A 24,984-nucleotide genomic window follows, 5' to 3' on the forward strand; every position below is an offset into this window, starting at 1 on the left:
AATCCCGCGCGGTAAAATCCCGCTATCCCTAACGCATACGGAACACCATGCCCACTCCTACCGAACTCACCGTCCGCCGCCATTCGAAAGTCGTCGAAATCGCTTTCGATGACGGCGCCGCCTTCTCGATCCCGTTTGAACTGATGCGCGTGTATTCGCCGTCGGCCGAAGTGCAGGGCCACGGCCCGGGCCAGGAAGTGCTGCAGCTTGGCAAGCGCGACGTCCTCATCAACGGCGTCGAGCCGGTCGGCAACTACGGCATCAAGCCGATCTTCAACGATGGCCACGAGTCCGGCATCTACACCTGGGACACGCTCTACAAACTGGGCAAGGACCAGGACCGGCTGTGGAAGGATTACCTGGGCCGCCTGGTAGCCGCCGGCTTCAAGGGCGACAGCGGGCGCGAGCCGATTCCCGACCTGGGCATCAAGAAGGGCGGCGGTTGCGGTAGCGGCAGCTGCGGCTGCAAGTGAGCTTTGACGTAAAAGCAGAGGCGTAAACGTGAAACGGGGAGCGTCTCCTTGCGGAGGACGCTCCCTCGGGAATCCGGATGTTCGACCGGTCTGAAGAAAGCTGCGTCAGCGCCGGCTCAGGCCTGCGGCTGGATGTTCGAGGCTTGCTTGCCCTTCGGGCCGGTGGTGATGTCAAAGCTGACGCGCTGGTTTTCGGCCAGCGATTTGAAGCCTTGGCTATTGATTGCCGAGAAGTGCGCGAACAGGTCTTCACCGCCGTTGTCCGGTTTGATGAAGCCGAAGCCCTTCGCGTCGTTGAACCATTTCACAATGCCAGTTGCCATTTGTATCTCTCAAGAAGATTGATTGTTTGAACTTAAGGTCCCCTCCACGCAGCGCCGGTCCTGATCGTTGGCCGTCCCTGCAGAAGCGAAAATCATTATAGATAGGATTTTATTAAGCAGGTGCACAGTTGAAGCCGCTTTGTGGAATAAATTTCACACTTTTACAAATAGCGTGACCTGCCTCGGTAAACTGCACGATTAAGCATGAGCCATACCCTGGCTTGTATAATGTGGCAAGACCAAAACAGCTTGCTACCATGACCAACACCACCCATTTCGGCTACAAGACCGTTTCCGAGGACGAGAAGGTCCACGAGGTCGCCAAGGTTTTCCACTCGGTCGCATCGAAATACGACGTGATGAACGACCTGATGTCGGGCGGCCTGCACCGCATCTGGAAGACCTTCACCATCGCCCAGGCGGGAGTGCGTCCCGGCTTCAAGGTGCTCGACATCGCTGGCGGCACCGGCGACCTGTCCAAGGCCTTCGCCAAGCAGGCCGGCCCGAGCGGCGAGGTCTGGCTCACCGACATCAACGAGTCGATGCTGCGCGTCGGCCGTGACCGTCTATTGAATAAAGGTCTAGTCACCCCCACCTTGCTCTGTGACGCGGAAAAGTTGCCCTTCCCGGACAACTATTTCGACCGGGTCAGCGTGGCCTTCGGCCTGCGCAACATGACGCACAAGGACCAGGCACTGGCGGAAATGCGCCGTGTGCTCAAGCCGGGTGGCAAGTTGCTGGTGCTGGAGTTCTCGAAGGTGGCCGCGCCGCTGCAGAAACCGTACGACGTGTACTCGTTTTCGGTGCTGCCGTGGCTGGGCAAGAAAATCGCCAACGATGCCGAGAGCTACCGTTACCTGGCCGAATCGATCCGCATGCATCCGGACCAGGACACGCTCAAGTCCATGATGGAGACGGCGGGCCTGGAACGCGTGCAGTACTACAACCTGACGGCCGGCGTGGCGGCGCTGCACACCGGCATCAAACTCTAGGGTGAACACGATGAAGAAGTTTTTGGCCAGTATGATGATCGCCGTGACCGCATTCTCGATGGTCGCGGATGCGTTCGCGCGCCCGGTCGGCGGCGGACGGTCGTTCGGTCGCCAGTCCTCGTCGGTGAGCCGGATGCGCGCACCGGCCCCGGCGCCGGCGCCTTACGCGCCGAGTAACGGTTACCAGCAGGGCTACCAGCGCCCGGCGCCGGCCCCGATGGCGCCGCAGCAAATGCCGCGTCGTCCTAGCCCGTGGCGCGGCATCCTCGGCGGCGCACTGCTCGGCCTCGGCCTGGGCGCGCTGTTCTCGCACATGGGCATCGGCGGCGCCGCCGCCGGCATGCTGTCCTCGCTGCTGATGCTGGTGCTGCTGGCGCTGGCCGTGATGTTCGTCGTGCGCATGTTCCGCCGCCGTGCGACCCCGGCCAGCCCGGCCTTCACCGGCTTCAACCAGAACCCGGTGCCGGCCAGCGCCACGCCGGAAATCGGTTCCGGCCTGAACGGCGGCTACTCGAACGGCTACCAGGGTACGCAGGCTGGTGGTTTCCAGGCCGGCTTCCCGGGCCAGACCACGCTCGACAAGCCGCACCAGGCCTGGGGCGTGCCGGCCGGCTTCGACACCGAAGCCTTCCTGCGCCATGCCAAAGGCTCGTTCATCCGCATGCAGGCCGCCTGGGACCGTGGCGACCTGGCCGACCTGCGCGAGTTCACCGCGCCCGAGGTGTTCGCCGAGCTGCAGCTGCAGATCCAGGAACGCGGCAACCAGCAGGACTACACCGAGGTCGTGTCGATCGAGGCGCAACTGCTGGGCATCGAAACCACCGACCGCGACTACCTCGCCAGCGTGCAGTTCAACGGCATGATCCGCAATGCCCCGGGCGCGCCGGCCGAGCCGTACGTCGAGGTGTGGAACCTGTCCAAGCCGCTGGCCGGCAATGGTGGCTGGGTCCTCGCGGGCATCCAGCAAGTTTCATAACGCTTTTGCAAGAATTTTTTGCATCGGCATCCCGTGCTGCCGGGTTTTACCCCGGTGAACTGGTAAGATCGAAACCGCCCGCAGCCCGGGCGGTTTTATTTTGTAGAGACTCCACCATGTCTTCGACCTCACTTTTCGCCTTGCCGCAGCGCGGCCTGTCGGCGCCGGCCGTGGCCACGATCAATCACCTGCTGGCCCAGGAAGCCTGGGCGCGCGATACGCTGATGCGCCATGCCGGCAAGACCGCCGTCATCGATACCGGCCACCTGCAGGTGCGCCTGCGCGTGGAACGCGACGGCATGCTGGAAGCGGCCGATGCCGACGATACCGCCGCCGTCACCATCCACGTCAAGCTGTCCGACCTGCCGCTGATCCTGCAGAACCGCGACCGCGCGTTTTCCTACGTGCGCATCGACGGCGACGCCGAGTTCGCCAACACGATCTCGCAGCTGTCGAAAGGCCTGCGCTGGGATGCCGAGCATGACCTCGAGCGCCTGTTCGGCCCGATCGCAGCGAACCGGCTGGCCGGCGGCGCGCGCGGCGCGGTGGAAGGGGCGGCCAACGCCGGGCGCCGCCTGGCCGAGAACGTCGCGGAATTCCTGCTCGAAGAACGCCACGTGCTGGTGCGCCCGACCAGCGTGGAGAGCTTCGCCGACGACGTCAGCCGTGTGCGCGACGACGTCGAACGCGCCGCCAAGCGCATCGCCAAGCTGGAGCAGAAACTGGCGCAGATGCCGGCACGTCCTGCTTCGGTGCCCACCCCGGCGTCCACCACCGCGATCGTACCCGCGCCGGCCCGCCCGACGTCTGTCGATGTCGTCCCCATGCCCGAGCACGCGGTGATCCCGCTGCCGACCGCCCAACCCGCACCACCCGACCACACCGCCGATAGCTGATGATCCTGAAATTCTTGCGTTTGCTGAAGATCCTGACCGTGGCGATCCGCTACGGCCTGGATGAAATCGCGATGTCCGGCCTGCACGTGCCGCGCACGGCGCGCCTGATCAACACCGCGTTCTTCTGGCGCCGCATTACCTCGCCGCGCGCGATCCGCCTGCGCCTGGCGCTGGAAGAGCTGGGCCCGATCTTCGTGAAGTTCGGCCAGGTGCTGTCGACACGTCCCGACCTGATGCCCGAGGACATCGTCGCCGAACTGTCGCTGCTGCAGGACCGCGTCCCGCCCTTCGATTCCGAGCTGGCCATCGCCCAGATCACGCGCTCCCTCGGCGCGCCGCCGGACCAGCTGTTCGCCAGCTTCGAACGCACCCCGGTGGCCTCGGCCTCGATCGCCCAGGTTCACTTCGCCACGCTCAAGAACGGCAAGGAGGTCGCGGTCAAGGTGCTGCGTCCGGGCATGAAGAGCACGATCGACGAAGACCTGGCGCTGATGCAGATGGCCGCCGGCCTGATCGAGAAAGTGTGGCCGGACAGCCGCCGCCTGAAGCCGAAGGAAGTCGTCGCCGAGTTCGACAAGTACCTGCACGACGAACTCGACCTGATGCGCGAAGCCGCCAACGCCAGCCAGCTGCGCCGTAACTTCGCCAACTCGACGCTGCTGATGGTGCCGGAGATGCACTGGGATTACTGCTCCAGCAGCGTGATCGTGATGGAGCGCATGATCGGCATCCCGATCTCGCAGACCGACCGCCTGATCGCGGCCGGCGTCGACATGAAGAAGCTGTCGAGCGACGGCGTCGAGATCTTCTTCACCCAGGTGTTCCGCGACGGCTTCTTCCACGCCGACATGCACCCTGGCAACATCCTGGTTTCGGTCGAACCGGCCACCTTCGGGCGCTACATCGCGCTCGACTTCGGCATCGTCGGCACGCTGACCGACTACGACAAGGATTACCTGGCGCAGAACTTCCTGGCCTTCTTCCGGCGCGACTACAAGCGCGTGGCCGAGGCCCACATCGAGTCCGGCTGGGCGCCCAAGGAAACCCGCGTCGACGAGCTGGAAGCCGCGGTGCGCGCCACCTGCGAGCCGATCTTCGACCGCCCGCTGAAGGACATCTCGTTCGGCCAGGTGCTGCTGCGCCTGTTCCAGACCTCGCGCCGCTTCAACGTCGAAGTCCAGCCGCAGCTGGTTCTGCTGCAAAAGACCATGCTCAACATCGAGGGCCTGGGCCGCCAGCTCGACCCCGACCTCGACCTGTGGAAGACGGCGAAACCTTACCTGGAGCGCTGGGTCGCCGAGCAGATCGGCTGGCGCGGCATGTGGGACCGCCTGAAGGATGAGGCGCCGCGCTTCGGCCAGATCCTTCCGCAGCTGCCGCGCCTGGCACACGCGGTGCTGCAAAAGCGCGCTTACAGCGACCTCGACATGGGCGACCTGATGGCCCAGATGGTGCAGTACCAGCGCCAGACCAACCGGCTGCTGATCACGATCGCCTGTGTCGGCGGCGTGGGCGCCGCCCTCGGCGTATTCGCGCTGGGCATGCACTTCGGCCACCTCGGTGGTTTCTAGCGCCGACTTCGCCAGCCGCGATCCGCTTGCGCCGCAGTTCTGGGACGAACGCTTCGAAAAGCGCTTCACGCCCTGGGACCGGGGTGGGGCGCCGGCGGCCCTGCGCCGCTTCGTGCACGGCGCGGTCCGGCCGCTGACCGCGCTTGCGCCCGGGGCCGGCTCGGCCTACGAGCTGACCCTGATGTGCGAAGCCGGCTGGGACGCCACCGCCATCGATTTTTCCCCGGTCGCGGTCGCGCGCGCGAAGGCGCTGGCGGGGCCGTGGGCGGAGCGCGTGCTCGAAGCCGATTTCTTCGACTACCAGCCGCCGCGCCCGCTCGACGTCGTGATCGAGCAAGCCTTCCTGTGCGCGCTCCCGCGCGCGCGCTGGCCCGAGGTGACAGCGCGCTGGGAACGGCTGCTGGCGCCCGGCGGCCTGCTGGCCGGCTACTTTTACTTCGACGACCTGCCCAAGGGACCGCCGTTCGGCATCGAGCGCGACCAGCTCGACGCGCTGCTCGCGCCCGGTTTCGAATGCATCGCCGACGAGGCGGTCGAGGATTCGATTCCGGTCTTCCTGGGCAAGGAACGCTGGATGGTGTGGCGCCGGCGCTGACCGTCCGGGCGTCTTAATGAGAGGCTGCGGACGCGGCCTTGACCATGTTGAGCAGCTTGACCTGCATGAAGTGGCCAGCAGGGCGCTCCATATCGCTCAGTACCAGCGTATCGCCTTCACCGCCATAGCCGTCCCAATAGGTCGCGTGTACTCCTTCGGCTGTTCTTTGCTCCGAGCTGGGTCCCAGCCGGAGTGTCTTGATCGCTGCGTCGCGAAACGCCGCCACGTCCGCTACGGAGCCTTCAATCGCGCACGAGGTCGAGACGCCTTTGATCCCGCGCATCTGCTCGGTACGAAGCGCGAACGACCCCGTGGTCAGCATGCCGAACCACGCTTTCTCATGGATAGTTTCGCCGGTCGGGGTCGTACTTGTATCGTCACCAAGCATTTTCATGCGCATCGCGCCTGCCTGGCCGGACAGGTGATCGAAGTCGGGCGTCTGGAGGGTGCACATGACTTGAAAGGCATTGATCAGCGAGCCGTCGCGCTCGGCCGGTGACCTGGCTTCGTCGGCACCGCGTGCGGTCAATGCGCAGGTCGTGCACACGATGAGAGCAAGCAATGCAGATCGAATCGATTTCACGCACATTCCTTATCCGAAGTAACAACCAGGGCCACGCCCAGTCTACGTCATTCTCGAAACACGCAAGCTCACCCAGGCTTTCAAGAGCTTCATTGCCGGCAACGGCGTCGACCTGCAAGTGGAGCGCGGCCACGATGCGTGGGGCACGCAAGCCTGAACCGACGCGCCAAAAGAAAAAGGCCCGCGAGCGGGCCTTTGATTTGCAGTGTTCTTGTACGGCTTGGCGGCAAACGGCGACGAATCGGCATCCACGCAAACTTCTGTTTCTTGTCATTCGGCAGTAGTCGAAAACGCTAGTGCCGAGGGCTGCTATTAAAACAGGTATGTTGATGTTCGGCAAACGGATATTGGTTTGTGCTGAATAAAAACAACACCGTCAGTCTCCAGGCCCGGGTTCGCTGAAGCCCTGGCTTAGACGGCATACTGACGAAAGGGCAAATCCCTGCGCAAAAGCTTTATAATCCAGGGTTTTGATGATTTTTGCGGAGTATTCAGATGCCGATTTACGCCTACCGCTGCGATGAATGCGGTTTTGCCAAGGATGTACTGCAAAAGATGTCCGACCCGGTTCTGACCGTGTGCCCGTCGTGCGGCAAGTCATCGTTCAAGAAGCAAGTCACGGCCGCCGGCTTCCAGCTCAAGGGCAGCGGCTGGTACGTGACCGACTTCCGCGGTGGACAGGCCCCGGCGACCGGGGCGGCGCCGTCGGCCGATGGCGGCAGCAAGCCTGCTTCCGAAGGCGCCGGCGCGAGCGCGCCTGCGTCCTCGTCTGCCACGCCAGCCGCCGCTACGCCCGCCCCGGCGGCCACGCCGTCGAAGGACGGCAGCAGCAGCTGAGCCGCGATGCGTAAATATTTCATCACCGGCGCGCTGGTCCTGGTGCCCCTGGCGATCACCGCCTGGGTGCTCAACTTCGTGATAGGCACGCTCGACCAGTCGCTGGTGCTGGTGCCTGAGCAATGGCAGCCGCGCACCTACATTCCGGGTCTCGGCGCGATCATCACGCTGGCGATCGTGTTCGTGACCGGCCTGCTGACCAACAACCTGGTCGGCAAGTGGTTCGTGCGCATGTGGGAACGGCTGCTGAACCGCATCCCGGTGGTGAACTCGATCTACGGCAGCGTCAAGCAGGTGTCCGACACCCTGTTCTCGTCGTCGGGCAATGCGTTCCGCAAGGCCGTGCTGATCCCGTACCCGCACGAGAATTCCTACACGATCGCCTTCCTGACCGGCGTGCCGGGCGGCGACGTGAAGAACCACCTGGTGGGCGACTACGTGAGCGTGTACGTGCCGACCACCCCCAACCCGACCTCCGGCTTCTTCCTGATGATGGAACGCAGCCGGGTCGTGGAACTGGACATGAGCGTCGACGCGGCCCTGAAGTACATCGTCTCGATGGGTGTGGTGGCGCCGCCGCCCGCCGTCGAGGGCGCAGTCGCCGCGCCCGCCGTCACCGCAGATTAGTAATAAAATCAAAGGCCTGCTGGATAAGCAGGTCACGGAATCAACCAACCTGGATCGAAAAATTATGTCCTCCATGCGTACGAACTACTGCGGCCTCGTGACCGAAGAGCTGCTGGGCCAAACCGTCAGCCTGTGCGGCTGGGTGCATCGCCGCCGCGACCACGGCGGGGTCATCTTCATCGACCTGCGCGACCGTGAAGGCATCGTGCAGGTGGTCTGCCACCCCGACAATGCGGAAGTCTTCAAGGCGGCCGAGCACGTGCGCAACGAATACTGCCTGCGCATCGTCGGCACCGTGACCAACCGCCTGGAGGGCACCGCCAACGCCAACCTGAAGTCGGGCAAGATCGAGATCAACGCCTCGCAAGTCGAAGTGCTGAACGCGTCGGTGCCGGTGCCTTTCCAGCTGGACGACGACAACCTGTCGGAAACCACCCGCCTGACCCACCGCGTGCTCGACCTGCGCCGCGGCCAGATGCAGCACAACCTGCGCCTGCGTTACAAAGTGTCGATGGAAGTGCGCAAGTACCTGGACAACCTGGGCTTCATCGACATCGAGACCCCGATGCTGACCAAGTCGACGCCGGAAGGCGCACGCGACTACCTGGTGCCGTCGCGCGTCAACCCGGGCAACTTCTTCGCGCTGCCGCAGTCGCCGCAGCTGTTCAAGCAGCTGCTGATGGTCGCCAACTTCGACCGTTACTACCAGATCACCAAGTGCTTCCGCGACGAAGACCTGCGCGCCGACCGCCAGCCGGAATTCACCCAGATCGACTGCGAGACCTCGTTCCTGACCGAGCAGGAAATCCGTGACCTGTTCGAAGACATGATGCGCGTCGTCTTCAAGAACGCCGCCGGCATCGATCTGCCGAACCCGTTCCCGGTGATGGACTTCGCCACCGCGATGGGCTCCTACGGCTCGGACAAGCCAGACATGCGCGTCAAGCTGCAGTTCACCGAACTGACCGAACTGATGAAGACGGTCGAGTTCAAGGTGTTCAACTCGGCCGCCAACCTGCCGAACGGCCGCGTGGTCGGCCTGCGCGTGCCGCAGGGCGGTTCGATGCCGCGCTCGGAAATCGACGCCTACACCCAGTTCGTCGGCATCTACGGCGCCAAGGGCCTGGCCTACATCAAGGTCAACGAGAAGGCCAAGGGCCGTGACGGCCTGCAGTCGCCGATCGTCAAGAACATCTCGGACGAGGTGCTGGCCAAGGTGCTGGAACTGACCGGCGCCGAAGACGGCGACCTGATCTTCTTTGGCGCCGACAAGGCCAAGGTGGTCAACGATGCCCTGGGCGCACTGCGCGTGAAGATCGGCCACTCGGAATTCGGCAAGAAAGCCGGCCTGTTCGAAGACCGCTGGGCGCCGCTGTGGGTCATCGACTTCCCGATGTTCGAGTACGACGAGGAAGGCGACCGCTGGAACGCGACCCACCATCCGTTCACCGCACCGAAGGACGGCCACGAAAACATGCTCGAGACCAACCCGGGCGCCTGCGTCGCCAAGGCCTACGACATGGTCTTGAACGGCTGGGAACTGGGCGGCGGTTCGATCCGTATCCACCGCGAAGAAGTGCAGAGCAAGGTGTTCCGCGCGCTGAAGATCGACGCCGAGGAAGCCCAGCTGAAGTTCGGCTTCCTGCTCGACGCGCTGCAGTACGGCGCGCCGCCGCACGGTGGCCTGGCCTTCGGCCTGGACCGCCTGATCACGCTGATGACGGGCTCCGAGTCGATCCGCGACGTGATCGCCTTCCCGAAGACCCAGCGCGCCCAGGATCTGCTGACCAACGCGCCGTCGGAAGTCGACGAGAAGCAGCTCAAAGAGCTGCATATCCGCCTGCGCAACGAGGCGAAGGTCGCGTAAGCATCCGCGTTTCATTCGCACGAAGGCCGGACTCTTCGCCGCAAGGCGGGGGCTCCGGCCTTTTTCTTGTTTGACGCTACAATATCGGCATGCCCTACAAGATCCCCGAATCCGTCCTCGTCGTGATCCACACTGCCGATTTGCAGGTGCTGCTGATCGAACGCGCCGACCGGCCCGGCTTCTGGCAATCGGTGACGGGGTCGCTGGATGCTTTGGACGAGCCGCTGCTGGAAACCGCGCGGCGCGAGCTGTTCGAGGAGACCGGCATCGTTGCCGATGGCGAGCGCATCCAGCTCGTGGACTGGCACCTGTCCAACATCTACGAAATCTACGAAACCTGGCGCCATCGCTATGCGCCCGGGGTCATCCACAATACCGAGCACGTGTTTTCGGTGTGCGTGCCGCGCGCTATCCCGATCACCCTGTCGCCGCGCGAGCACGTCCAGCATGCCTGGCTGCCGCTGCTGGAGGCGGCCGACCGCTGCTTTTCCAGCTCGAACGCGGAAGCGATTCTGCAATTGCCGCGTCACGTCGGCGAGCGCTAAATCCACCCCACATAATCTTTTCGACACCCTTTTCTGCTACGCTGCTGCTCAATGATGAGCACCGTCTCATAAAAGGAGGGTCGCATGGCGAATTCGATGACAGTGCTGGCCGGCGCCGGCGCATTCGTGGGCACGCATTTCATCCTGTCGCATCCTCTGCGCCAGCCGCTTGTCAAAGCCATCGGCGAAAAGGGCTTCCTCGGCCTGTATTCGGCGGTGGCGTTCATCACGCTGGGCATCACCGCCTGGGCTTACCCGAAAGCGCCGGCCACGCCGCCACTGTGGCAGGTCGGCGATGGCTTGTGGGCGCTGGCGAGCGTGCTGATGCTGATCGCGGCGATCCTGCTGATGGGGTCGATGGTGCGCAACCCGGCCATGCCCGGCGCATCGAATGCCGCCACGGCCGAGGCGCGCGGCGTGTACGGCGTCACGCGCCACCCGATGTTATGGGCGTTCGCGATCTGGGGCGGCGTGCACATCATGGTCTACCCGGTGACCAAGAACATCATTGTCGCATGCGCGATCATCGTGCTGTCGCTGGTAGGGGCGGCGCTGCAGGACCGCAAGAAGGCGCGGCTCGACCCGCATGGCTGGCCCGCGTGGGAAAGCCGCACCAGCTACTGGCCGTTCGCGGCGATCGTGCAACAGCGCGCGCGGCTCACAGGCTTTGGCGGGCACGCGCTCGGCGGCGGCGTCGTGGTCTGGCTCGTGGCGACCTGGGCGCACATCCCGCTGGCCGGCTGGGCGGCGGGGATCTGGCGCTGGCTTGTTTAAGCAGGGGTGAACCCTGTCGAGCCGGAGTTGAGGTAAGCTGCGCACCATGCAAAATCTACCTTACGAATGGCTGATCGGCCTGCGCTACACCCGCGCCGGCAAGCGCAGCAGCCGCAACAGCTTCATCTCCTTCATTTCGCTGATTTCCGTGGCCGGCATCGCGCTCGGCGTGGCCGCGCTGATCGTGGTGCTGTCCGTGATGAACGGCTTCGAGAAAAAAGTCACCGAACGCATGCTGTCGGTGGTCGCGCACATCGAGATCTTCGACGCGCGCGGCAGCATGCCGGACTGGCAGGCGAAAGCGCAGGAAGCGCGCCGCAATCCGCAGGTGCGCGGCACCGCGCCTTTCGTCGAGACGCAAGGCATGCTGGTCAACGAGGACGTCATGAAGCCGGCGGTCGTGCGCGGCGTGCTGCCCGCCATGGAAGGCCAGGTGTCCGACGTCGCGCGCCAGATGAAGCAGGGCAGCTTCGACGCCTTGCAGCCCGGCTCGTCGACGATCGTGCTGGGCAGCGCGCTGGCGCAGGCGCTCGGGCTGTCGGTCGGCGATTCGGTGACGCTGCTGACGGCCGCGCCGGCGCCGGCCGGGCAGGGCGGCGTCACCAGTACTGGCACCTCGAGCGGCAATGGCACCGGCATCATGCCCAAGCCACATGCGTTCCGGGTGGCGGGCATCTTCGAGGCCGGGCACTTCCAGTTCGACTCCACGCTGGCCTTCGTCAGCCTGGAAGACGGCGAGCGCCTGGCCGACGTGCCGGCGCCGTCCGGCCTGCGCCTGCGCCTGGCCGACATCTACGCCGCACCGCGCGTGGCGGTGGAGCTCAAGCAGGGCATGACGGGCGACCTGTACATGCGCGACTGGTCGCAGGTGAACGCGATCTGGTTCGCCGCCGTGCAATCGCAAAAGCACATGATGTTCATTATCCTGGCGATGATCATCGCGGTGGCCGCGTTCAACCTGGTGTCGACGCTGGTCATGACGGTGCGCGACAAGCAGGCCGAAGTCGCGATCCTGCGTACGCTGGGCGCGTCGCCGGGCTCGATCATGAAGATCTTCATGGTGCAGGGCACGCTGGTCGGTTTGCTCGGCACCCTGATCGGCATCGGCCTGGGGGTCGTGGTGGCGCTCAACGTCGACGTGATCGTGCCCGCCATCGAGCACGTGTTCGGCGTGCACTTCCTCGACAAGGACATCTATTTCATCGGCGAGATGCCGTCCGAGCTGGAGTGGAGCGACGTCGCCCAGATCGGCGGCGTGGCGGTGCTGCTGGCCTTCGTGGCGACGCTGTACCCGAGCTGGTCGGCCGCGCGGCTGGCGCCGGCCGAGGCCCTGCGCTACGAATAAAGTTGAACTATTTGCACATCGATATGCGCCGAATGTTTTAACAGTTTTGACATAAGCAAGCGCAAAAGCATTCGTTCCGGTTCCGCGACCCCGACGTTAGCCTGTTGGGGTCTGCCATGAACGGAACCCACCATGAATGTCTTATTGCTGGGCGGAAGCCCATCGGCGCCTTCGAGCAGCTGGCGCCTGCTGCAGCTGCTCGGCGAGCGCCTCGCCGCGCCGGGCCAGCGCACCGCGCATCAAATCCATGCGCTGCAAGTCCGTGACCTGCCCGCACTGGCGCTGCTGCGCGCCGACATCGGCGATCCCGCCATCGCCGCCGCCGCCGCGCGGGTGCTGGATGCCGATGCGGTCGTCATCGGCACCCCCGTCTACAAGGCAGCCTACAGCGGCCTGCTGAAAACCTTCCTCGACCTGCTGCCGCAAGACGGCCTGGCCGGCAAGATCGTGCTGCCGCTGGCCACCGGCGGCGGCCAGTCGCACATGCTGGCGCTCGACTATGCGCTGCGCCCCGTGCTGGCGTCGCTGTCGCCGCGCCACATCCTGCCGAGCATCTACGCGACGTCCGACCAGCTGCCCTGGCACCCCGAACGCGGCTTGAACCCGGCCGCGCCGATCGCCGCGCGCATCGACGCCGGCATCGAGCAGCTGGAGCACGCGCTGCAGACGCTGCCGCGCAAGCCGGCCGCCATCGACAGCCGCGCCACGCCGGCCGCGCTGGCGGCCTAGGTTGCCTTGAATCGCCCGATCATAACAACGACAAAGGACGCTCCATGACCGCCCCCATCGCCGACCCCACCGCCGACGCTCTCGAGCATGCACGCCAGCGCCGCCGCACCCTCGGGCTGCTGTTCGCCAGCGCCGCCGGCGCCTTCGCCGCGACGGCCGGCCTGCCGCAGGCGCAGGCCGCCGAGCCCTTGCAGGAACTGCGCATCGGCTACCAGAAATACGGCACCTTCACCCTGCTGAAGGGCCGCGGCGCGCTGGACCAGCGCCTGGCCGCGAAAAACATCGAGGTCAAGTGGACCGAGTTCCCGGCCGGCCCGCAGCTGCTCGAAGGCCTGAACGTCGGCAGCATCGACATCGGCACCGTGGGCGAAGCCCCGCCGATCTTCGCCCAGGCCGCCGGCGCCAACATGGTCTACATCGGCAACGAGCCGCCGTCGCCCAATTCCGAGGCGATCGTGGTGCCGAAAAACTCCACGGTGCGCAGCCTGGCCGACCTGAAGGGCAAGAAGATCGTCCTGAACAAGGGCTCGAACGTGCACTTCCTGCTGGTGAAGGCGCTGGAAAAGGCCAACATCGACTACCGCGCGGTCCAGCCGGTCTACCTGCCCCCGGCCGATGCGCGCGCCGCCTTCGAGCGCGGCGCGGTCGACGCCTGGGTGATCTGGGACCCGTTCCTGGCCGCGGCCGAGAAGCAGCTGGGCGCGCGCGTGCTGGTCACCGGGCAGGGCCTGGTCGCCAACCACCAGTTCTACCTGGCCGCGCGCCCGTTCGCCGAGCAGCATCCGGACGTCGTGCGCATCGTGCTCGACGAGCTGGCCAAGGTCGATGCCTGGGGCGCCGCCCACCCGCGGGACGTGTCGGCGATCCTGAGCGCGCAGACCGCGCTGCCGCCGGAGGTGGTCGCGCTGGCGGCCGGGCGCTATGCCTACGGCGTCAGGACCATTACCCCCGAAGTGCTGGCCGCGCAGCAGAAGATCGCCGACGCCTTCCACAACCTGAAACTGATCCCGAAACCGATCGCCGTGCGCGATATCGCGCCGCCGCCGCAACTCGTCAACCTGACCCTGGCCAAGGAATAATCCCATGAGCAACCCGAACGTCTTCTGGTTCATCCCCACCCACGGCGACAGCCGCTATCTCGGCACCAGCCAGGGCGCGCGCGCCGTCGACGCCGACTACATGCGCCAGATCGCCGTGGCCGCCGACACGCTCGGCTACGACGGCGTCCTGCTGCCGACCGGGCGTTCCTGCGAGGATGCCTGGGTCGTGGCCTCGAGCCTGATCTCGGCCACGCGCAAGCTGAAATTCCTGGTCGCGGTGCGTCCCGGCCTGTCTACGCCGGGCCTGGCGGTGCGCATGGCCTCGACGTTCGACCGCCTGTCCAACGGGCGCCTCCTGATCAACGTCGTCACCGGCGGCGACCAGAGCGAACTCGAGGCCGACGGCCTGTTCGCCGACCACGCCGAACGCTATGAAATCTCCGACGAATTCATCCGTATCTGGCGCGGCGCCTTCGAAGCCGACGACAAGGGGTTTCATTACGAAGGCAAGCACCTGACCGTGAAGGGCACGCGCACGCTGTACCCGCCGGTGCAGAAACCCTATCCGCCGCTGTACTTCGGCGGCTCGTCCGAAGCCGCGCACGAACTGGCGGCCGAGCAGATGGACGTGTACCTGACCTGGGGCGAGCCGCCGGGCGCGGTCGCCGAAAAGATCGCCGACATCCGCGCGCGCGCCGCCAGGCACGGCCGCAAGGTGAAATTCGGCATCCGCCTGCACGTGATCGTGCGCGAGACCAGCGAGGAAGCCTGGCGCGCCGCCGACAAGCTGATCAGCCACCTGGACGACGCCACCATCGCCAAGGCGCAGGCGGCGTTCGCCAGGATGGACTCGGTCGGCCAGCAGCGCATGGCGGCCCTGCACGGCGGCCGGCGTGACCAGCTGGAAGTCTCGCCCAACCTGTGGGCCGGCGTCGGCCTGGTGCGCGGCGGCGCCGGCACCGCGCTCGTCGGCGACCCGGAGACGGTCGCGGCGCGCATGCGCGAGTACCAGGACCTCGGCATCGAGACCTTCATCCTGTCCGGCTATCCGCACCTGGAAGAGTCGTACCGCTTCGCCGAGCTGGTGTTCCCGCTGCTGGGCAAAGGGAAAGAGCAGGGCGAGCATTCGCTGAGCGGGCCATTCGGCGAGGTGATGGCGGTCGATATCGTCCCGAAACCCGGCCTGCCCAAGGCGGCAGAGCAGAAGGCGGCCTGATGGCGGCCCCGCGCTCCTCCGCGACCAGGACGCATGCCATCGGCGCGGCGCTCGCCCCCTGGGCGCTGCCGCTGCTGCTGGTCGCGGTCTGGCAGACCACCGCGCAGATCGGCTGGCTGTCCAGCCGCATCCTGCCCGAACCGTGGGCCGTGGCCAAAGCCTTCTGGGACCTGACGCTGTCGGGCGAGCTGTGGACCCATTTGCGCGTGAGCCTGTGGCGCGCCGCCGCCGGGTTCGGGCTGGGCGCCGGCTTCGGCCTGCTGCTCGGCCTGTTGAACGGCAGCAGCCGGCGCGCGGCGACGCTGCTCGACACCACGCTGCAGATGATCCGCAACATCCCGGCGCTGGCGCTGATCCCGCTGGTGATCCTGTGGTTCGGCATCGACGAGGCGGCGAAACTGTTCCTGCTGTCGGTCGGCGTGTTCTTCCCGGTGTACCTGAATACCTTCCACGGCATCCGCTCGGTCGACGCCGGCCTGATCGAGATGGCGCGCAGCTACGGCCTGTCCGGCTGGGCGCTGTACCGCGACGTGATCCTGCCGGGGGCGCTGCCCTCGATCCTGGTCGGCGTGCGCTTCGCGCTCGGCCTGGTGTGGGTGCTCCTGATCGTCGCCGAAACCATCTCGGCCCAGGCCGGGATCGGCTACATGACCATGAATGCGCGCGAATTCCTGCAGACCGACGTGGTGCTGGTGGGCGTGCTGCTGTACGCGCTGCTGGGCAAAGCGGCGGACTGGTCGGCGCGCGGCATGGAGCGTCATTTCCTGCGCTGGAATCCGGCGTATCGCTGAGCCGCCCTATTGTTGAGATACAACCATGCAGATCAACCAGACCGAACAGACCCGGGTCAAAGAGACCCACAAGCGCGTCAATCGCGGTACGGAATTACGCTTGACCCGCCTAACTAAACGCTTCGACGGGCGCACCGTGCTGGACGGCGTCGACCTGAAAATTCGGCCGGGCGAGTTCGTCGCCATCGTCGGGCGCAGCGGCTGCGGCAAGAGCACGCTGCTGCGCGCCATCGCCGGACTCGAGACACCGGACGAGGGCCAGGTGGCGATCGAGGGCGCGCCCGGCGAGAAGCCCGAGCTGCGCATGATGTTCCAGGATGCGCGCCTGCTGCCCTGGAAGACCGTGCTGCAGAACGTGATGCTGGGGCTCAAGAGCGGCGAAGACAGGGCGCGCAAGGCCTTGGACAGCGTCGGCCTGCTGGCGCGTGCCGGTGACTGGCCCTCCGTGCTGTCCGGCGGCCAGCGCCAGCGCGTGGCCCTGGCGCGCGCATTGGTGCATGCGCCGCGCCTGCTGCTGCTGGACGAGCCGCTCGGGGCGCTGGACGCTCTCACGCGCATCGAGATGCAGGGCTTGATTTCCACCCTGTGGGCCGCGCGCGGCTTCACGGCGGTGCTGGTCACCCACGACGTGCAGGAAGCGGTGGCGCTGGCCGATCGCATTCTCCTGATCGAAAACGGCCGCATCGAGATGGATTTACAGGTCGACCTCGCGCGCCCGCGCGAACGGGGCAGTGCGGCGTTCGGTACCCTTGAGAAACAAGTACTCGACAGAGTGTTGGATAAGCATCACAACTGAAGAAAGTATTGACGAATCACTCAACCGTTAACCTTTTTGTCATGGAAATCAAGTAGAGTCGATACAATCTGTTACGAATTTAATTTAGGAAATTCTTGTAAGCACAATAGATTAGTTCGTTTGACAGTCTTGAGCTATTTGATTAATGTCAATTGGCCGCTAACGGCAAGTTTTAGTTTGGCAACATTTGACAAAACAGGGAGATTACATGAGCGAACGCAAGCAGGAGCAAAAGGTCAAAGAACTCAGCATCAATGAAGATAGCTTCACCATTGAACTGTTGAACGGACTGTGCCTGAGCGGCCCACGGCGTACCAAGCCGATCTACCGCGATCCCGTGCCGCAGACCGATACCCGGTCCATGCAGAGCGCGGATTTCGGCCAGCCTCTTGCTGCTACCTGAGCTTCCCCCCAACGCCCTTTCCGGTCGTCGCCGGAGAGGGCGGCCCCTGGCGCACGATTGCGCCGCCCCGGAAAGAAACACGGACTGATGGGGTTACAATGTTCCCATGAAAATCCGTGTTGCAACTTACAACATCCACAAGGGCGTTTCTTCGATCCGTAGTACGCCGCGCGTGCTTGCGCTGAAAAAAGCCATCGGGCTGTTCGACGCGGATGTCGTGTTCCTGCAAGAAGTGCAGGGCCGGCACGACCGCTTCCAGGCGCGCTACGGCGAGAAAGTCCGCGTTCCTCACCACCAGTGGCCCGAAAAGGCCCAGCACGAGTTCCTGGCCGGCGAGGCGCTGCATGCGGCCTACGGCATGAACGCCGTGTACGACCACGGACACCACGGCAATGCCTTGCTGTCCTGTTATCCGATCGCGAATACGCGCAACCACGACGTGTCCGACCATGCCTACGAGCAGCGCGGCATCCTGCACTGCGTGCTGGAGACCCCGGTCGGCAACGTGCATTGCTATGTCGTGCACCTGGGCTTGTTCGAAGGCAGCCGCCGGCGCCAGACCGATGCGCTGATCAATGCCGTCAAGGAATCGGCCGAGCCGGGCGAACCGGTCATCATCGCCGGCGACTTCAACGACTGGCGCAATACGCTGAGCGATTGCCTGCGCGTGAACCTCGGCGTGACCGAGGTGTTCGACGAACTGGCGCCGCGTTCGCGCATCGGCCAGCTGGTGCGCAACGTGGCCGGGCGCGATCCGCGTCTCGTGCCGGCGCGCACCTTCCCGGCGGCCATGCCGTGGTTCCGGCTGGACCGGATCTACGTGCGCGGCTTCGCGGTCGAGCACGCCGAAGTCCTCCACGGTCCGCAGTGGGCGCGCCTGTCGGATCACGCGCCCATCGTGGCCAATCTGCAGCTGGCATAGCGAGATGCGTGCGGTTCCGTTCGTAGCCAACAACGACATCACCCTGCTCGAAAGCGGCAGCACTTATTTTCCGACGCTGCTGGCCGCGATCGGGGCGGCCGAGTACGAAATCCTCTACGAGACGTATATCTACGCCGAGGATCCGCAAGCCCAGGCCATCACCGAGGCCCTGGTCGCGGCCGCCAAGCGCGGCGTCAAGGTGCGCGTGGTGGCCGACTGGTTTGGCACCGGCAACAGTACCGCGCGCAAGCTGGGCGAAACCTTCGCCGCGGCCTGCGTGCACTACCGCATGTTCAACCCGTGGTTCAAGCGCGGGGTGGCGCGCAGCCACCGCAAGGTCGTCGTCATCGACAGCAAGACCGCCTTCGTCGGCGGCATCAACACCAACGACGACCGCTTGTGCGACTACAAGCCGCACGCGCCGCTGCCGGCGCCGCGCTGGGATTTCGCAGTCCAGGTGCGCGGACCGCTGGCCGAGCAGATCCACCGCGAGTCCCAGGTCCAGTGGCTGCGTGTCGGCCACCTGGACCTGGTCAACCGCTTCCATTTGTCGCGCGAGATGCGCAAGCGTCCATCCCAGCAGGGCGAGCATCCGATGCGCGCCGCCTTCGTGGTGCGCAACAACCTGCGCAACCGCCGCACCATCCAGAGCGCCTACCTGCAGGCGATCGGGCGCGCGCGCAAGCGCGTGCTGATGGCCACGCCGTATTTCGCGCCGGGGCGGCGGTTCCGCGACGCGCTGTGCCAGGCGGCGCGGCGCGGGGTCGACGTCTGCCTGCTGGTCGGGGTCGGCGAGTTCCGCATGCAGGATGCGGTGGCGGCGTCGTACTATCCGCAGCTGCTGGCGTGCGGCGTGCGCATCGTCGAGTACCGCAAGACCCAGCTGCACGCCAAGGTGGCGGTGATCGACGACGATTGGGCCACGGTCGGCTCCAGCAACTGCGATGCGCTGTCGCTGTTCATCAACCAGGAAGCCAACGTGGTGGTGCGTGACGCGAAATTTGCCGCCAGCCTGGCCGAGCGCATCGGTCAGGGCGTCGCCGACGGCGTGCCGGTCGATGCGGAAGACATGAAAAAACTCAGTTGGGTGCGCCGCTATGGCCACGAAATAGCCTATCTTCTCTATAAACTCACGATGCGCGTGTTCACCATCGGTTACGCGTGACATGGCGCATCAGGCAACACAGGCAGTACTGACATGACGGAAAACGACAACGTACGAATCGACAAATGGCTGTGGGCGGCGCGCTTCTTCAAGACGCGCTCGATGGCGGCCGATGCGGTCGACCGCGGCCGCGTGCGCATCGGCGGCGAGCCGGTCAAGCCGGCGCGCGCAGTGAAGCTCGACGACAAGATCTTCATCGACAATGGCTCGACCCGCTGGGAAGTGCTGGTGCTGGGCCTGTCCGACAAGCGCGGTCCGGCGCCGGTGGCCCAGGCGCTGTACCGCGAGACCGAAGACAGCATCCAGAAGCGCGAGAACGATTCGGAGGCGCGGCGCCTGTTCCCCGAGCCGAGCATGAGCATCAAGGGCCGTCCCACCAAGCGCGACCGCCGCCTGATCGACCGCACCGGCGGCTGAGTCCACCCATCGCACGGCGGTCAGGCCAAGCACCGCTGTTGCGTTACCGCACTAGAACGGCGACTCTAAGTTCCAGTTTGACAAATCAAGGCTGGTAGATAATAGTACGAGCGTTCGGATTTTTTCGATTCACGCAGAGGCGACTATTAACACTTCAGCTAAATCCATGAGCATGCGCAAGGGCGAGATGACGCGGGCCGCGATTCTCGACGTCGCGCTCGAGCTCGCCAGCCGCGACGGCCTCGAAGGGCTGACGATCGGCTTGCTGGCGGACCGGATGAACATGAGCAAATCGGGCGTGTTCGCGCACTTCGGTTCGCGCGAAGACCTGCAGATCGACGTGCTCAGGCTCTATCACCGCCGCTTCGAGCAGGAAGTGTTTTTCCCCAGCCTCACGGAGCCGCGCGGCCTGCATCGCCTGGAAGCGATGTTCAACCGCTGGCTCAAGCGCGTGTCGGTCGAGATCGCCTCCGGCTGCATTTATATCAGCGGCGCGGTCGAATACGACGACCGTCCCGGCCCGATCCGCGAGGCGCTGGTCGCGATGGTGCAGCTGTGGCAGGGCGCCCTGGTGCGCTGCGCCCAGCAAGCCATCGACGGCGGCGACCTGAAAGCCGACACCGATGCCGAGCAGCTGGTCTACGAAATGTACGGCCTGGTGCTGGCGGTGCACCACGACGCGCGCTTCCTGCGCGTCCCGGGCGCGGTCGACCGCGCCCACCGCGGCTTCGCCCGCCTGATCGCGGATTACCGCAACCCGAATACCAAGCAAGACATGCCCGCGGACGCCGTCCACGCGCAGTAACAACCTTCATTTTTACCAGTTCACCAGTTCACCAGTCAGGAGATCACCATGGGTCAGTACGTCGCGCCACTTCGGGATATGCAGTTCGTCCTGCACGAGTTCCTCAACGTCGCCGAAGAGTTCAAGAACCTCCCGGCGTACCAGGAAATCGACGCCGACATCATCAACCAGGTGCTGGAAGAGGGTGCCAAGTTCACGCAGGAAGTGCTGTTCCCGCTGAACCACAGCGGCGACCGCGAAGGCTGCCACTACGACGCCGCCACCAAGAGCGTGACCACGCCGAAGGGCTTCAAGGAAGCGTATAAACAGTATGTCGAAGGCGGCTGGGCAGCGCTGGCCTGCGATCCGGAATACGGCGGCCAGGGCCTGCCGGTCTCGCTGAACAACTCGTTCTACGAGATGCTCAACTCGTCCAACCAGGCCTGGACCATGTACCCGGGCCTGTCGCACGGCGCCTACGAGTGCCTGCGCGAGCACGGCACCGAAGAGCAGAAGAAGTTCTACCTGCCGAAACTGGTCTCGGGCGAGTGGACCGGCACCATGTGCCTGACCGAAGCGCACTGCGGCACCGACCTGGGCCTGCTGCGTTCGAAGGCCGAGCCGCAAGGCGACGGCACCCATAAAATCAGCGGCTCGAAGATCTTCATCTCGGCCGGCGAGCACGACGTCGCCGAAAACATCGTCCACCTGGTGCTGGCGCGCCTGCCGGACGCACCGGAAGGCAGCAAGGGCATCTCGCTGTTCCTGGTGCCGAAGTTCCTGCCGAACGCCGACGGTTCGATCGGCGAGCGCAACCCGATCTTCTGCGGCGCGATCGAAGAGAAGATGGGCATCCACGGCAACGCCACCTGCCAGATGAACCTGGACGGCGCGGTCGGCACCCTGATCGGCCAGCCGCACAAGGGCCTGCAGGCGATGTTCGTGTTCATGAACGCGGCGCGCCTGGGCGTGGGCATGCAGTCGCTCGGCCTGACCGAAGTGGCCTACCAGAACGCGCTGGTGTACGCGAAAGACCGCCTGCAGATGCGCAGCCTGTCGGGCCCGAAGGCGCCGGACAAGCCGGCCGACCCGATCATCGTGCACCCGGACGTGCGCCGCATGCTGCTGACCGCCAAGGCCTACGCCGAAGGCGCGCGCGCGCTGACCTCGTACGTGGCGCTGCAGATCGACCGCGAACTGAACCACCCGGACGAGGAAGTGCGCAAGGAAGCCGCCGGCGAAGTCGCGCTGCTGACCCCGATCGTCAAGGCCTTCATCACCGACAACGGCTGGATCGCGACCTCGGAAGCGATGCAGGTGTACGGCGGCCACGGCTACATCAGCGAGTGGGGCATGGAGCAGTACGTGCGCGACGCGCGCATCAACATGATCTACGAAGGCACCAACACCATCCAGTCGCTCGACCTGCTGGGCCGTAAGATCCTGATGGACAACGGCGCCAAGCTGCGCGCCTTCGGCGAGAAGATCAAGGCCTTCGTGGAAGACAACGGCCTGGACGAAAACCTGTCCGAGTTCGTGACCCCGCTGGGCGAACTGGGCGAGAAGGTCGGCAAGCTGACCATGGAAATCGGCATGAAGGCCTTCCAGAGCCAGGACGAAGTCGGCGCCGCCGCCGTGCCTTACCTGCGCGTGGTCGGCCACCTGGTGTTCTCGTACTTCTTCGCGCAGATGGCCAAGATCGCGCTGGAGAAGAAGGATTCCGGCGACAAGTTCTACGAGTCGAAGCTGGCCACGGCGCGCTTCTACTTTGCCCGCCTGTACCCGGAAACCGCGATGCTGATCCGCCAGGCGCGTTCGGGCGCGTCGAACCTGCTGGCGCTGGACGCCGACCTGTTCTAAGCCACCGTCACACTGACTAAACAAGGGATAACGAGAATGTCCAACTTCATCGTCAAGAAAGTCGCCGTGCTGGGCGCCGGCGTGATGGGCGCGCAGATCGCGGCGCACTGCGTCAACGCCAAGGTGCCGGTCGTGCTGTTCGACCTGCCTGCAAAGGACGGTAACAAAAACGGCATCGTCCTGAAAGCGATCGAGAACCTGAAAAAGCTGTCGCCGGCTCCGCTCGGCAACAAGGATGACGCGAACCTGATCGAAGTCGCCAACTACGAGGACAACCTCGACGTGCTGGCCGGCTGCGACCTGATCATCGAAGCCATCGCCGAGCGCATGGACTGGAAGCACGACCTGTATAAAAAGGTCGCACCGCACATCGGCGCCAACACGATCTTCGCGTCCAACACCTCGGGCCTGTCGATCGAGAAGCTGGCCGAAGGTTTCGACGACGAGCTGAAGGCGCGCTTCTGCGGCGTGCACTTCTTCAACCCGCCGCGCTACATGCACCTGGTCGAGCTGATCCCGACCGCCGCGACCCGTCCGGAGATCCTCGATCAACTGGAAACCTTCCTGACCTCGACCCTGGGCAAGGGCGTGGTGCGCGCGAAAGACACCCCGAACTTCATCGCCAACCGCGTCGGCATCTTCGGCATGCTGGCCACCATCCACGAAGCCGAGAAGTTCGGCTTGTCGGTGGACGTGGTCGACGACCTGACCGGCGCCAAGCTGGGCCGCGCCAAGTCGGGCACCTTCCGCACTGCGGACGTGGTCGGCCTGGACACCATGGGTCACGTGATCAAGACCATGCAGGACAACCTGCAGGACGATCCGTTCTTCGGCGTGTACAAGACGCCGGAAGTGCTGACCAAATTGATCGAGAAGGGCGCGCTGGGCCAGAAGGCCGGCGCCGGCTTCTATAAAAAGGTCGGCAAGGACATCCAGCGCCTGGACTTCGCCACCGGCGAATACGTGGCCGGCGGCGCCAAGGCGGCCGACATCGTCGCGCGCATCCTGAAAGAGAAGGACCCGGTCAAGAAATTCAAGGCGATGCGCGAATCGAGCAACCCGCAGGCGCAGTTCCTGTGGGCGATCTTCCGCGACGCCTTCCACTACATCGCCTTCCACCTGGATACGATTGCCGACAACGCGCGCGACGTCGATTTCGCGATGCGCTGGGGCTTCGGCTGGAGCGTCGGCCCGTTCGAGACCTGGCAAGCGGCCGGCTGGAACACCATCGCCCAGTGGGTCAAGGAAGACATCGAGGCCGGCAAGGCGCTGACCAATGCGCCGCTCCCTGGCTGGGTATTCAGCGCACCGGTATCGGAGAAGGGCGTACACACGGCCGAGGGTTCGTACTCGGTGTCGAAGAACGCCTACGTCCCGCTGTCGGACCTGCCGGTGTACAAGCGCCAGCAGTTCCGCGCGCCGGTCGTCGGCCTGGGCGGCGCCGATCCGAAGACCGCGGGCACCACCGTGTTCGAAGACGAGTCGGTGCGCCTGTGGCACTCGGACGACGAGGTGCTGGTCATCTCGCTCAAGACCAAGATGCACGTCATCGGTGACGGCGTCATCAAGGGCCTGAAACGCGGCATGGAAGAAGCCGAGAAGGGCTACAAGGGCCTGGTGATCTGGAATACCGATGCGAGTGAGGGCGGCGCGTTCTCGGCCGGCGCCGACCTGCAATCGGCCCTGCCGGCCTTCATGACCGGCGGCGCGAAAGCGATGGAGCCGATCGTCAAGGAACTGCAGGACACCTTCATGGCGATGAAGTACTCGAACGTGCCGGTGGTCGCGGCCGTGGCCGGCCTGGCGCTGGGCGGCGGCTGCGAGATGGCCCTGCACGCTTCCAAGCGCGTGGCCTCGATCGAGTCCTACATCGGCCTGGTCGAAGTCGGCGTCGGCCTGGTGCCGGCCGGTGGCGGCCTGAAGGAAGCCGCGCTGCGCGCCGCCAACGAAGCGAAGGGCAACGACATCCTGCAATTCCTCAAGGTCGGCTTCACCAATGCCGCCACCGCGCAAGTGTCGAAGTCGGCGCTGGAAGCGAAGGCGATGGGCTACCTGAAGGAAGACGACGTCATCGTGTTCAACCCCTACGAGCTGCTGCACGTGGCGAAAGTGACGGCACGTTCGATGTTCGACGCCGGCTATCGCGCGCCGCTGCGCCGTGCGATCCCGGTCACCGGCCGCTACGGTCTGGCGACGATCCGCGGCCAGCTGGTCAACATGCGCGACGGCGGCTTCATCTCGGCCTATGACTACCAGCTGGGCGACACCATCGCCGCGATCGTCACCGGCGGCGACATCGACCAGGGCAGCCTCGTGTCCGAGCAGTGGCTGCTCGACATGGAGCGCAAGGCCTTCGTATCGCTGCTGAACAATCCGAAGACCCAGGAACGGATCATGGGCATGATGCAGACCGGTAAGCCGGTACGTAACTGAGCCGCTGCGGACAACAAGGACTAC

25 protein-coding genes and 1 pseudogene are annotated in these 24,984 nt (G+C 65.0%); 24 read left to right on the forward strand and 2 right to left on the reverse strand.

What is annotated here, in order from left to right; genetic code table 11:
• The first annotated feature begins 47 nt into the window (after positions 1 to 47).
• The gene (locus FA90_RS21235; protein ID WP_036172357.1) at positions 48 to 473 is read left to right on the forward strand and encodes a gamma-butyrobetaine hydroxylase-like domain-containing protein; all 426 of its coding nucleotides are present in this window, start codon (positions 48 to 50) and stop codon (positions 471 to 473) included.
• Between the two features lie 116 nt (positions 474 to 589).
• Here the strand turns inward: FA90_RS21235 and FA90_RS21240 are convergent, their stop codons facing one another.
• Positions 590 to 796 carry a cold-shock protein gene (locus FA90_RS21240; protein ID WP_036172358.1) on the reverse strand — a complete coding sequence of 69 codons (207 nt, stop codon included), beginning with the start codon at positions 794 to 796 and terminating at the stop codon, positions 590 to 592.
• Between the two features lie 257 nt (positions 797 to 1,053).
• Here FA90_RS21240 and ubiE point away from each other — a divergent pair, with 257 nt between their 5' ends.
• The 5 genes and pseudogenes from ubiE (at position 1,054) to FA90_RS21265 (ending at position 5,826) form a co-directional block, all read left to right on the forward strand.
• Positions 1,054 to 1,788, forward strand: a complete 735-nt coding sequence (gene ubiE, locus FA90_RS21245; protein ID WP_036172360.1) for a bifunctional demethylmenaquinone methyltransferase/2-methoxy-6-polyprenyl-1,4-benzoquinol methylase UbiE — start codon at positions 1,054 to 1,056, stop codon at positions 1,786 to 1,788.
• Between the two features lie 10 nt (positions 1,789 to 1,798).
• A complete protein-coding gene (locus tag FA90_RS21250) occupies positions 1,799 to 2,764 on the forward strand; it encodes a Tim44 domain-containing protein (RefSeq protein WP_036176637.1) in 966 nt (321 codons plus the stop codon).
• 116 nt (positions 2,765 to 2,880) lie between these two features.
• Positions 2,881 to 3,489, forward strand: a pseudogene (locus FA90_RS21255) (SCP2 domain-containing protein); the annotation flags it as partial.
• Between the two features lie 170 nt (positions 3,490 to 3,659).
• Entirely contained in the window at positions 3,660 to 5,231 is a 1,572-nt protein-coding gene (gene ubiB, locus FA90_RS21260) for a ubiquinone biosynthesis regulatory protein kinase UbiB (RefSeq protein WP_036172362.1), read from the forward strand.
• Entirely contained in the window at positions 5,221 to 5,826 is a 606-nt protein-coding gene (locus tag FA90_RS21265; RefSeq protein ID WP_036172364.1) for a methyltransferase domain-containing protein, read from the forward strand. Before ubiB ends, FA90_RS21265 begins: the two co-directional genes overlap by 11 nt.
• Positions 5,827 to 5,839: 13 nt before the next feature.
• Here the strand turns inward: FA90_RS21265 and FA90_RS21270 are convergent, their stop codons facing one another.
• A complete protein-coding gene (locus FA90_RS21270; RefSeq protein ID WP_156116793.1) occupies positions 5,840 to 6,409 on the reverse strand; it encodes a hypothetical protein in 570 nt (189 codons plus the stop codon).
• Between the two features lie 495 nt (positions 6,410 to 6,904).
• Between FA90_RS21270 and FA90_RS21275 the strand changes: the two genes are divergently transcribed.
• The 18 genes from FA90_RS21275 to FA90_RS21360 all read left to right on the forward strand — a co-directional run bounded on the left by FA90_RS21275 (position 6,905) and on the right by FA90_RS21360 (position 24,960).
• Complete coding sequence (locus FA90_RS21275) at positions 6,905 to 7,246, forward strand: FmdB family zinc ribbon protein (protein ID WP_036172368.1); 342 nt, start codon at positions 6,905 to 6,907, stop codon at positions 7,244 to 7,246.
• A gap of 6 nt (positions 7,247 to 7,252) precedes the next feature.
• A complete protein-coding gene (locus tag FA90_RS21280) occupies positions 7,253 to 7,873 on the forward strand; it encodes a DUF502 domain-containing protein (RefSeq protein WP_036172370.1) in 621 nt (206 codons plus the stop codon).
• Between the two features lie 73 nt (positions 7,874 to 7,946).
• On the forward strand, positions 7,947 to 9,740 hold the full coding sequence (gene aspS / locus FA90_RS21285) for an aspartate--tRNA ligase (RefSeq protein WP_197065335.1): 1,794 nt from the start codon (positions 7,947 to 7,949) through the stop codon (positions 9,738 to 9,740).
• A gap of 89 nt (positions 9,741 to 9,829) precedes the next feature.
• Complete coding sequence (gene nudB / locus FA90_RS21290; RefSeq protein ID WP_036172375.1) at positions 9,830 to 10,285, forward strand: dihydroneopterin triphosphate diphosphatase; 456 nt, start codon at positions 9,830 to 9,832, stop codon at positions 10,283 to 10,285.
• 84 nt (positions 10,286 to 10,369) lie between these two features.
• Positions 10,370 to 11,059, forward strand: a complete 690-nt coding sequence (locus tag FA90_RS21295) for an NnrU family protein (protein WP_036172377.1) — start codon at positions 10,370 to 10,372, stop codon at positions 11,057 to 11,059.
• Between the two features lie 37 nt (positions 11,060 to 11,096).
• Positions 11,097 to 12,404 (forward strand): lipoprotein-releasing ABC transporter permease subunit, encoded by a 1,308-nt coding sequence (locus tag FA90_RS21300; protein ID WP_156116794.1) that lies wholly within the window; start codon positions 11,097 to 11,099, stop codon positions 12,402 to 12,404.
• Between the two features lie 132 nt (positions 12,405 to 12,536).
• A complete protein-coding gene (gene ssuE / locus FA90_RS21305) occupies positions 12,537 to 13,133 on the forward strand; it encodes an NADPH-dependent FMN reductase (protein WP_036172380.1) in 597 nt (198 codons plus the stop codon).
• 44 nt (positions 13,134 to 13,177) lie between these two features.
• On the forward strand, positions 13,178 to 14,212 hold the full coding sequence (locus FA90_RS21310; RefSeq protein WP_156116795.1) for a sulfonate ABC transporter substrate-binding protein: 1,035 nt from the start codon (positions 13,178 to 13,180) through the stop codon (positions 14,210 to 14,212).
• 4 nt (positions 14,213 to 14,216) lie between these two features.
• The gene (gene ssuD, locus FA90_RS21315; RefSeq protein ID WP_036172382.1) at positions 14,217 to 15,389 is read left to right on the forward strand and encodes an FMNH2-dependent alkanesulfonate monooxygenase; all 1,173 of its coding nucleotides are present in this window, start codon (positions 14,217 to 14,219) and stop codon (positions 15,387 to 15,389) included.
• Complete coding sequence (ssuC, locus tag FA90_RS21320; protein ID WP_036172384.1) at positions 15,389 to 16,180, forward strand: aliphatic sulfonate ABC transporter permease SsuC; 792 nt, start codon at positions 15,389 to 15,391, stop codon at positions 16,178 to 16,180. Before ssuD ends, ssuC begins: the two co-directional genes overlap by 1 nt.
• Before the next feature lie 25 nt (positions 16,181 to 16,205).
• Positions 16,206 to 16,976, forward strand: a complete 771-nt coding sequence (locus FA90_RS21325) for an ATP-binding cassette domain-containing protein (protein WP_036172386.1) — start codon at positions 16,206 to 16,208, stop codon at positions 16,974 to 16,976.
• Positions 16,977 to 17,184: 208 nt separating this feature from the next.
• Positions 17,185 to 17,379: a hypothetical protein gene (locus tag FA90_RS21330; RefSeq protein ID WP_036172389.1), complete on the forward strand. Its 195-nt coding sequence runs from the start codon at positions 17,185 to 17,187 to the stop codon at positions 17,377 to 17,379.
• Positions 17,380 to 17,485: 106 nt separating this feature from the next.
• Positions 17,486 to 18,301 (forward strand): endonuclease/exonuclease/phosphatase family protein, encoded by an 816-nt coding sequence (locus FA90_RS21335; RefSeq protein WP_036172391.1) that lies wholly within the window; start codon positions 17,486 to 17,488, stop codon positions 18,299 to 18,301.
• Between the two features lie 4 nt (positions 18,302 to 18,305).
• The gene (gene clsB, locus FA90_RS21340; protein ID WP_036172393.1) at positions 18,306 to 19,466 is read left to right on the forward strand and encodes a cardiolipin synthase ClsB; all 1,161 of its coding nucleotides are present in this window, start codon (positions 18,306 to 18,308) and stop codon (positions 19,464 to 19,466) included.
• 33 nt (positions 19,467 to 19,499) lie between these two features.
• A complete protein-coding gene (locus FA90_RS21345; RefSeq protein WP_036172395.1) occupies positions 19,500 to 19,883 on the forward strand; it encodes an RNA-binding S4 domain-containing protein in 384 nt (127 codons plus the stop codon).
• Positions 19,884 to 20,055: 172 nt separating this feature from the next.
• Positions 20,056 to 20,688, forward strand: coding sequence for a TetR/AcrR family transcriptional regulator (locus FA90_RS21350; RefSeq protein WP_036176643.1), 633 nt, complete (start codon positions 20,056 to 20,058; stop codon positions 20,686 to 20,688).
• A gap of 48 nt (positions 20,689 to 20,736) precedes the next feature.
• Entirely contained in the window at positions 20,737 to 22,527 is a 1,791-nt protein-coding gene (locus FA90_RS21355; RefSeq protein WP_036172397.1) for an acyl-CoA dehydrogenase C-terminal domain-containing protein, read from the forward strand.
• Positions 22,528 to 22,563: 36 nt separating this feature from the next.
• A complete protein-coding gene (locus tag FA90_RS21360) occupies positions 22,564 to 24,960 on the forward strand; it encodes a 3-hydroxyacyl-CoA dehydrogenase/enoyl-CoA hydratase family protein (RefSeq protein WP_036172399.1) in 2,397 nt (798 codons plus the stop codon).
• The last annotated feature ends 24 nt before the right edge of the window (positions 24,961 to 24,984 follow it).

Source organism: Massilia sp. 9096 (assembly GCF_000745265.1).
GTDB lineage: Bacteria > Pseudomonadota > Gammaproteobacteria > Burkholderiales > Burkholderiaceae_D > Telluria.